The sequence below is a fragment of the Cellvibrio sp. genome (assembly GCF_053579595.1).
In genome coordinates, this window is record NZ_JBRFPI010000161.1 from 1 (window position 1) to 9,547 (window position 9,547).

Consider the following 9,547-nt stretch of genomic DNA (forward strand, 5'->3'; position numbering starts at 1 on the left):
TGTCAATCGGCAGCGCTAGTGGGTGGTGTGAAGGATTTTTTTCCGCCCGAAAAATTGGCGTCAGGTAACGTAATTATTGTTGTTTTAGCCAGCCTAAGCACAAATAGGAATGCATGCAATGCACCTTAAAAAATTGACTGTTTGCTAAAGAAAATAATGGGTTTTTTATTAATCATATTCTCATGACGCAAAATTTAAGAGCGTAAATTTGCATTTGCTTATAGTCAATAAGGGTATAACGGTGGGTTTTATGGCAACTATTTTTAGTTGGGTATTTCAATGATAAGAATTGCTAATTATTGTTTTTTTATCCCAATAAAACGAGTTCGTATTAAAATACTATCGGATTGTAATTTATAGCGATCAGTCAATTTTTCTGCGGTGCATTTTCATTGATGGGTGTAGGGAAAATAATGCGTGTAGACCAAAAATTACGGTGATTACAAACAGGATCATTAGAAATAATTTATCTACTCGCAGAGGCTGCAGCATGACGGTAACTAGTAATAAATGGTGTGCACGCACATTTTTCATCGTGTCTGCATTTTTATTCGCAGGGGCAGGGGTGCAAGCGCAACCAATCAGCGCTTATTTGTATGGCCAAAACCATTGGCTGGCCGATGGCGACGAAGGACGTGTGGGTTATATCCATAATCTCTGGCCACAGGTGAAGGCCAGTGGTGTAAAAACGGTGCGTATTGGCGGCAATGGCTATGAGCGCAATTTTCCCAGCCGCAATCAACTCAACAAAATGGTCGATAATATAAAAAGCATAGGTGCTGAACCTTTGCTGCAGATTCCGCGCCATTTTTCTGACGAGGCGACTAAAGAGCTGGTGGCCTACTACACGCGTAAAGGCAATCGCCAGATAAAATTCTGGTCGATCGGCAATGAACCTATGTTGCATGAAGAGTACACCATTGAAGAAATTCACCAATATCTGGTGCGGATTGCCAAAGCTATGCGTCGTGCCGGACCAGATATAAAAATATTTATGTTTGATGAAGCATGGCTGCGTATTCCGGAGTACAGCGCTCTGGTCGGCGGAAGGTTGGATGTAGTGGGTCTTAAAGAAAATGGACGTTGGTTAATTGATGGGGTTAATTTTCACAGCTATCCCAATGGCCCCAAATTTGTGCGAGATGATGTCGTGTTTACTGGCCCCAAGAAAATATTGGATCAGGTCCTTGAATTACAAACGCTGATTAAAAACGCCAATGCAAAATATCAGCGTAAGGGTGATGCGGCATTGCTGTGGGGGCTGACTGAATTTAATGTGACCTATCACAATCCCGATCGTGAAGTGTCCGGGTATGGCAACACCTCATTTTTGGCTGGTCAATTCACTGCAGAAATTTTTGGCTATGGCATGCAGTACAGCGCTTATATGTTAAATCCATGGTGCATCAACGAGTCTGATGCGGTGGCTACCGATTTTGGCTACCTGGGTTTACCGCGTGAATTTTATCCCCGCTCTTCCTATTACCACATGCAATTACTGAGTACCTACTTGCTGGGTGAGTTTATTGCCAGCAGCGATAACCAGGCGTACGTAAAAACTATTGCTACACGGGACGCCGGCACTATCGCCATCATGATAATGAATCAGCATCAAACTGACACCTTTGAGTTTAGCCTCTCCTTTAGCAAGTCATCGGCTAGTGTAAAAAGTCCATTGCAGATTAATGTCGCTGCAAATTTAGATAAGACTTTCAGCTCACATATCGCTGCCCAAAGTACGCGGGTATATGTGTTCGATAAAAATGCTAGCTTGCAAAAAACCATTAGCTACAGCCTGCAAGACAATATGGTCTTTAAAGCTCCTCAGGTTGAATAGGCCATCAAATAGAAAGCAAAAGTGTTAAATAGATAATTAATCCAGTAAAAAATTACAACTTCGTATTCCTAACAGGAGAAACACTCTAATGATAAAACTTATAACGACAGGATCCTGGCTTGCAAAAGCGGCTCACACAACTACCGGGCTGTTTATTGTTGGCTGTTTATCTAGCGCCGTTGCGCAAGAGATCAGCCCGCTGTTGGTTGGCAATAATCTCTGGTATGCAAACCAAACTACCGGAGTAGGCCCCAGCAATAAGGTTTGGCAGCAGACTAAAGAGATGGGCACGCAGGTTATTCGCATTGGTGGCAATGCGTACAACGATAATATGCCGTCCAATGCCATTGTCGAGCAATGGGTGAATCTCATTCGCACCAACGGTGCGGAACCGATTATCCAGGTATCACAGTATGACAATGCGACGCCGCTGAATGATCGCGTTGCTGCCGCAAAAAATTTGGTCGAATACCTTAATGTGACCAAAAAACTTAACGTTAAATATTGGAATATCGGTAATGAGCCTTGGCTTGAAGCGGAGCGTCCCGCAACTTCGACAATGCCGGCGCTTGTAGCAGCTTACATAAAACCGATTGCAGCAGCGATGAAAGAGGCTGACCCCAGCATTAAAATTTTTGGTCCGGATGAAGCGGAATTTTTTGATGATTATTACACCGAGTTGTTTAACAGCGGCAGTGCGAATGATATTGGCGGATTGGTTCCTGGAAAAAATTACTATTATGTAGATGGTATTTCATGGCATCGCTATCCACAGGAAGATAATGTTGATCCAGCGGTGGCCGGAGCGGCGGATATAGTTTCTCGTGTAGTAAAAGCAAAAGCCCTGGTTGATGCCGCTAATGCTCGCCACAACCGCACCGGTGCCAATGCGTTGCAGTGGAGTATCGGTGAGTACAACGGTAAAGGCGGATCGGTTGTGCATACATTTGAAAATGGTCAGATGTTTGCGCAGGTGTTAGGCGCGGCCATGAAATACCAGGCAACCTATGTAGCGACCTGGTCGATGTTTGAAAATGGTGGTTCACGTTCGGGCACCGACTTCAGCATGATTGATGGCAACGGTACTCCGCGCTCGTCATATCGCCACATGGAATTTATTGCAAAACACATGAAGGGTAATTATGCCGAAGGCATTTCCAGCAATGCCAATGTGGTTGCCTTTGGAGCGGTGAATGGCAGTCAGCGTGCGGTCATGATTATGAATCGCAGTACCAGCGCTGCGTACAATTACACGCTTCGTTTGAATAATGATGCTATTGGCGGTGCAAGTGATTTAAAAATCAATATCGATGCGGGTAGCGTGCAGGAATACAGCGATACTATTGCCCCCAATACATCTATTTTCCTGGTATTTGGTGAGCAAAACGTCACCCTATCCACCTACAGCAAAACACATTTCCTTGCTGATTTGGCACCCACTGAAGAGTTGGTTTCCCTCTGTGGCAATAATCGTCCCACAATTGATACGGTTGCTCCGGTATTCCTTGAGGCGAACGGTGGAGCAAAAGTTGTCAATTTAACCGGTATCAGTGATGGTAATGAGTGCACCCAAACGCTCACGCTCACAGCAACTAGCACTAATCCAGCAGCAGTATTGGCGGATAATATTATTCACTCAGGTTGCGCGGCTACGGCAAGTGTAAGTTTGTCACCGGTCGCAGTAGGTAATTCCACCATCAATATTACAGTGCAAGACTCGGGTATTCCTGCAAACAATTGCGCGGGCGTAAGCAAAACAATTTCGTTTAATGCTTTAGTCGCCAACAGTGTTAATGTACCGGCAAAAATCCAGGTTGAAGATTATAACGAAGCTTCAGGTTTGGTATTGGGCAATAGTGACACCGATGAAGGCGGACATTTAGGTTATGCCGACAATAATGATTTTGCCGATTACTATATTAATGTCCCAAGCGCGGGTAATTATGCAATCCAATTCAGAATTGCGAGTGCAGCGGCAACAGTGCCAACGTTTGAGCTGCGCAACGATGCCGGTACAGTGTTAGGTAAAATCACCGTCGCTAATACAGGTGGTTGGCAAACCTATCAAACTATTACGTTGTTAACGAATTTGCCGCAAGGGCAGCAGAAGCTGCGTATTTACTACACTGGCTCGGGTACCAATATCGATTGGTTTGAAGTAAAACAAGACGACGGCTCTTTTGTGCAGTGTACCTGTGTTAGTGGCTCAGTACAGGCGAGTAGCTCATCAACCGCAAGTTCAATTGCTGTGAGCTCGATAGCGGCAAGCACTATAGCAGCAAGCTCAGTTGCCTCTAGCTCGGCAGTTATCAGTTCTGCCGCCGCAAGCTCTGCAGCTGGTGGTGGTTCGTCTGGCGGCGGTGGTAGTTTGTCGCTGTTAAATATACTGGCATTGATGGCGATGTTAATGCTGGGGCGCCACCTGCGGGCAACCAAACAACATTACGATTAATGTCTCAAGCTTGTGTGGTCTTATCCCACACAAGCGAGCATCCAAAAAAAAGGGAACCATCTGGTTCCCTTTTTTTTGTGCGGCCAATAATGATTAACAATAATTATATTAGTTAATGCGTGGGCGCACCTGCGCAAAATACTGACGGCAAAATTGAATAAATGCCGATAAACGTTTCGATTGATGAATCAATTGCGGATAAATAATGTGCATAGTATTGCTGGTTGTCAGGGCTTCATCTTGCAGAAACTCCAGGCGACCTTCGGCGATATCAATTTCCACCATATAATCTGGTGCGCGAATAATTCCCACCCCTTTTAACGCCTGATGTTTTAACAGGTGGCTATTATTAATTTGCAGCCAACCCTTACACTCTATTTCTTTGCCCGCAAAAGTCCAATCGGGTTGATCATGGCTGCGCAGACACTGGTGGCGGGAAAAGTCCGCCGCGGTTTGTGGTTTGCCGTGCTGGATAAAATATTCCGGCGCGGCGCAGCAATAGTATTGATAAGTAAATAGTGGCACTGCGATCATATTCTGTGGCGGCTCATTGGTGCCACGAAAGGCGATATTAAAATCGCTGCGGTTCAGATCTTGAAAGGGGGAGTTGCAGTCAATCGAAAACTCGATATTCGGGTGAAATGCTTTGAATTGCGCACATATATCCAGTAAATAACGCTCGCTAAATTGCAATGGTGCGGCTATTTTTAATAGGCCTTCAATGGCTTGCCCTTCATTTTCAACATTGCGCTCAAGTTCTTGCAAGTCATTGAAAATTTTTTCCATTCCGGTCATGACCCATTGCCCCTCATTGGTGAGGCGCACACTGCGGGTGGAACGAATTAATAATGTCATGCCCATGTCTTTTTCGAGCCGGCGCACCTGCGATGAAAGATGGCCGCGAGAAATACCAAGCCGCTCAGCGGCTACGGTATAACTGAGGTGCTGGGCTACTTCACTGAACAACATCAAACGTTCTAACTTTTTATGTTCTTTGTTTATCATTTTGTCTGACCCGTCGATGTTTTTTTGTTATTAAAATATTTAGTCTTTACTTAACTCCTGGCGCGCACTTGGGTGAGTGCGTGAATAACACCACGTAACTCTGCCAAGCCTTTCATTCTGCCCAGATACGAGTAACCGGGTTTAACGTTAGGTTGATCTGCTTCTTCTAATAACAAGTGGCCATGATCAGGGCGCATAGGAATTTCATAATTGGCAACACCATTGAGTTTGCGGCGTTGTTCTTCTGCCAGTAATGCATCGATCAAACCGACCATATCGTTATCGCCGCCCAAATGTTCCGCTTCATAAAAGGAACCATTTTCCTCACGAGTGACGTTACGGAGATGGGTGAAATAAATGCGTGGTCCAAATTCTTTTACCATGCCGACTAAATCATTATCAGCGCGCGCGCCAAAAGAACCTGCGCACAGCGTCAGGCCGTTGGCCGGGCTGGGTACGCCATCTAAAATCAACTTCACATCCTGACGGGTTGATACCACGCGCGGTAAACCAAACAGCGAGAATGGTGGGTCATCCGGGTGAATACACATATTTACTCCGGCAGCTTCGGCCGAGGGGATTACCTCTTTCAGAAATTGCCACAAATTATTGCGTAGGCCGTCTTCGCCCAGCGCGATAAATTCACTGATAGCGGCACGGATTGAGGCGCGCGTGTAACTGCCTTCGCCGCCGGGTAACCCTGCGATAATATTTTTTTCCAGCAAGGCGATTTGGGCATTGCTCATGCTTTTGAAATAGGCTTCTGCTTCGGCCACTAATTCGGGACTGTAGTTCTGCGCGGCATTATTACGCTGCAAAATAAACACGTCGTAGGCAACAAAATCCACCATATCAAAACGAAGTGCCGAGCCGGTATTTTCCAAATGGTAATCAAGGTTAGTCCGCGTCCAGTCAATGACTGGCATAAAGTTGTAACACACCACTTTCACGCCGGCTTTACCGGCATTGACGAGGGATTTTTTATAGTTCTCTATATAGTGCGCATAGTTACCGGTGCGTGTTTTGATATCGTTGTGTACAGGAATGCTTTCAATTACCGCCCACTTCAGGCCAAAGCTTTCGATGATATTTTTGCGCGCTAGGATTTTATCCAGCGGCCATTCGTCGCCGGTCGCCACCTCATTCAAGGAACTCACAATGCCGGTAGCGCCAGCCTGCGCCACCTTGGGAAGGGTTACCGGGTCTTTCAGGTCAAACCACCGCCAGGTTTCTATCATCTCTGCTCTCTCGCTCCGGGAATTGGATTTTTTGGTGATACGGCCAATAAGGTGGTAAGGCCACTATGCCATTTAACCAGAGTGGGTTGTTTATCGCAAGCTGCGCAGCGTTCGTGAACCAGGGGAAGGTGATGTTGTCGGATGAGGGTGGGGTTGGTGCAATCTAACGACCATTTGAGCTGGAACCCCGGATTGATGCTATACATAGGTTTAAGGCAGATAAAGGAGGCTCGATGTGCGTAAAAACTATCTTTTTATTGACTACGAAAATGTTCAGCCTGAATCCATTGCCGGTCTGGAGAAAGGCAATTTTTATATCCTCATATTCCTCGGCGCCAACCAATCCAAGCTCAACACCCAGCTCGTCCGCTCACTACAACCTCTGGGCACCCGCGTTGAATACATCATTCTCTCCGGCAACGGCAAAAACGCACTCGATTTTCACATCGCCTATTACATAGGTGAGCGGGCTGCGATCGAGCCAGATGCTTACTTTCACATCGTCTCCAAAGACGCGGGTTTTGATCCGCTCATCCAGCACTTAAAAGATCGCAACATCCTTGCCTCTCGCTCCAGCAGCATTGGCGAAATTTCCATTTTGCAAACGACCAGCTTAAAAACCTTGCCCGAACGAACCAGCGTTGTAAAAGCCCGTCTCGCGCAAATGGAAGGCAAACCCAACACCGTAAAAACCCTCTCCAGTACCATCAATGCACTTTTTCAAAAAACCTTGAGTGAAGATGAAGTGGAAATGGTGGTGAAGGATTTGTGCGGTAAGGGTGTGATAGCGATTATTAACAAAACGCGTGTGACCTATTTGCAGAAGTAGCAGATGGATAAAAACGTTATAAGTTCTCGTCCCGCTGCAGTGGCGGATTAATTTTTAGTGGCATTCCAATCCGGTTCTTTCAAGCCCTGCATGCAGGCCTTCACTTCATGATCAATAATATTGTTGGGTTTAATGCAGTCTTTGATGCTGCGCTTTATTTTGATTTCAGATGTGTGTTTTGGGTTTTTAAGTAGTGCTTCCTTATTGGTGGCGGCTCTGCAAGCTGTGTCTCGCGTAGATTGATTTTCAAAGGTGGCATTGTTGTTGGAAATATCGATCCAGCGATTACAGGTGGCAATCAGCTGTTGCAGCTCGGCATCTTTATTGTCGCTTTTTAAATAAGTCATCGGGGTATAGCTAGTGGTGTTACTCGGCTGCCCTCGTGTGACAGATATAGGCCCCGGGGTAGTCCCTTGGCATTTTGCGAGTTGACTTTGCAGATAGCTTTTCTGTTTTTGCAGCCTACGTTGTTGATCGGCAGTGCCGCCATTGTTGCTCCATCGGCTGACTTGATTTATCTGTTGTCTCCAGTAAGTGCAGTCATTTGCAGTTGCTAGCGATGGCATAACACTGCCAATAAAAAGTACTGTGATAATGACTCTATTCAATTTTTTCTCCATGGATGCGCGATCTTATGTGAGTTTGTAAGTGCCCACCTATTCACCTTTTATTTCCGGTTTTTTACTCGTAGCAAAAATCCGCTCGGCGGGGATGCGCAGTTGTTGCAGTAGATAAGTTGAAAATTCCGGTGAATAACCTTGTTTGGCAATTGCGCGCTCCATGCACAGCAACCACGCATCGCGCTCCGCTGCACCTATCGGCAAGTGAGCATGATCGCGGGGAATATTAATGCTGCCGTATTTTTCATGATAAAGACTCGGCCCGCCCATCCATCCGCACAAAAACAGTGTCAGCTTATCGCGTGACTCAGTAAGATCGGCTTTGTGCATCTTGCGGATAATCACCGCTTCCGGCAGCGCATCCATTTCCTGATAAAAATCATCAACCAACTGGCGGATACCGTCGATGCCGCCGGCTGCTTGGAAGGATGTATCGGAAAAACCGTAGAGAGGGGTGGTAGTCAATTTTTATGCCTATTTACTGTAAAGAGTGCACAAATATAACGCATTTGTTTGAGTTGATTCGCGACTATTAAGGCTTTTTAGATAATCAATATGTCGGTGTTGAGGTGGAAATAGGCTAGGCTTAGATAGTCGAAACGGTCGAAAAACCTATTCATTAATCTCAAATATCATGTAACTAACCCTATCATGCCCACTAATAGATTTTCCGGTTTCCCTCGGCGGCGAGCATCAGATCAGGATACGTTGATCGATGCCCAGCTAGTTGAGTTGGCTTATCAAAATCTTCCTGCGATGGTAGCTGTAAATATAGCTGCGACACTGGGTGTTGTGTTTTTATTGCATGGAGCGGCTGCGAGTGGTATCGGGCTTTGGTTTGGATTGGTCCTTCTGCTGAGTATGTTGCGTTTAATTTCCTGGGTGCTGTTTAAAAAGTATGGTTCGGTCGCCAATGGTTTAACTGCGAGTGAGTTAACCGCAAATGGCCCGCGTCAATATTCAGCTACATGGATGTTGCTTTATACACTAGGGCTACTGTCGGCTGCACTTATTTGGGTCTGGCTGCTGTATATCACATTCCAGTCGACTGCCTCAGAAGTGAAATTCATCGTTATTGTAACTATCTCGTCGCTTGCTGGTGGCGCAACAGGTATTACTGCACCGCTAAAATATGCAGGCCGAATCTATATAACAATCTTATTGCTTCCCTCTTCAATAATTATTTATTCGGCGTCGAATGAATATTGGGTTCTCTCCGCTTTGGCCATCGTTTTTTGGGGGGCGATGATTGTTAATCATGGCAACAACCACCGCGTGCTGTTGAAAAGTTTGACCTTGCAACTGGAAAATAAACAACTCATCAATAATTTACAAACTCTTAATACAGATCTTGAGCAGCGAGTCCACCAGAGAACTGAAGCGCTTAAACAGATCGCGCATCATGACGCGCTTACCGGGTTGCTAAATCGGCCGGGATTAATTGATTGGATGGAGAAAAATCTCAGTGCTGAAAATCCACATGAGGCAGCGGTTCTGTTTCTTGATCTGGATAGATTCAAACAAATTAATGATGCACTTGGTCATGAAATTGGTGATCAAGTGTTG

General features: G+C 45.6%; 8 protein-coding genes. 4 read left to right on the forward strand and 4 right to left on the reverse strand.

Translation table 11 applies throughout. The annotated features are described in order from the left end of the window. The first annotated feature begins 490 nt into the window (after nt 1-490). Both ACWA6V_RS11305 and ACWA6V_RS11310 read left to right on the forward strand, forming a co-directional pair. On the forward strand, nt 491-1,837 hold the full coding sequence (locus ACWA6V_RS11305) for a hypothetical protein (protein ID WP_449522581.1): 1,347 nt from the start codon (nt 491-493) through the stop codon (nt 1,835-1,837). A gap of 88 nt (nt 1,838-1,925) precedes the next feature. Then, nucleotides 1,926-4,289 (forward strand): carbohydrate-binding protein, encoded by a 2,364-nt coding sequence (locus ACWA6V_RS11310; RefSeq protein WP_449522582.1) that lies wholly within the window; start codon nt 1,926-1,928, stop codon nt 4,287-4,289. Between the two features lie 108 nt (nt 4,290-4,397). Here the strand turns inward: ACWA6V_RS11310 and ACWA6V_RS11315 are convergent, their stop codons facing one another. Next, nucleotides 4,398-5,294, reverse strand: coding sequence for a LysR family transcriptional regulator (locus ACWA6V_RS11315; RefSeq protein WP_331351320.1), 897 nt, complete (start codon nt 5,292-5,294; stop codon nt 4,398-4,400). A 50-nt stretch (nt 5,295-5,344) separates the two neighbouring features. Next, a complete protein-coding gene (gene uxuA / locus ACWA6V_RS11320; RefSeq protein ID WP_449522583.1) occupies nt 5,345-6,532 on the reverse strand; it encodes a mannonate dehydratase in 1,188 nt (395 codons plus the stop codon). A 235-nt stretch (nt 6,533-6,767) separates the two neighbouring features. On the opposite strand from uxuA, the gene ACWA6V_RS11325 reads away from it, so the two are divergent. After that, nucleotides 6,768-7,361, forward strand: coding sequence for a PIN domain-containing protein (locus ACWA6V_RS11325; protein WP_449522584.1), 594 nt, complete (start codon nt 6,768-6,770; stop codon nt 7,359-7,361). A 47-nt stretch (nt 7,362-7,408) separates the two neighbouring features. Here ACWA6V_RS11325 and ACWA6V_RS11330 read toward each other — a convergent pair whose 3' ends face one another. Continuing rightward, complete coding sequence (locus tag ACWA6V_RS11330; RefSeq protein ID WP_449522585.1) at nt 7,409-7,969, reverse strand: hypothetical protein; 561 nt, start codon at nt 7,967-7,969, stop codon at nt 7,409-7,411. A gap of 48 nt (nt 7,970-8,017) precedes the next feature. Then, nucleotides 8,018-8,446 (reverse strand): group II truncated hemoglobin, encoded by a 429-nt coding sequence (locus tag ACWA6V_RS11335; protein WP_449522586.1) that lies wholly within the window; start codon nt 8,444-8,446, stop codon nt 8,018-8,020. Between the two features lie 243 nt (nt 8,447-8,689). On the opposite strand from ACWA6V_RS11335, the gene ACWA6V_RS11340 reads away from it, so the two are divergent. Further along, the coding region (locus tag ACWA6V_RS11340; RefSeq protein WP_449522587.1) for a diguanylate cyclase domain-containing protein at nt 8,690-9,547 on the forward strand (858 nt) is incomplete at its 3' end.

What these genes read in the sequence shown, in the direction of transcription:
- ACWA6V_RS11315 (WP_331351320.1), bottom strand. Translation starts at nt 5,294, where the DNA reads ATGATAAACAAAGAACATAAAAAGTTAGAACGTTTGATGTTGTTCAGT.
- ACWA6V_RS11305 (WP_449522581.1), top strand. Translation starts at nt 491, where the DNA reads ATGACGGTAACTAGTAATAAATGGTGTGCACGCACATTTTTCATCGTG.
- uxuA (WP_449522583.1), bottom strand. Translation starts at nt 6,532, where the DNA reads ATGATAGAAACCTGGCGGTGGTTTGACCTGAAAGACCCGGTAACCCTT.
- ACWA6V_RS11310 (WP_449522582.1), top strand. Translation starts at nt 1,926, where the DNA reads ATGATAAAACTTATAACGACAGGATCCTGGCTTGCAAAAGCGGCTCAC.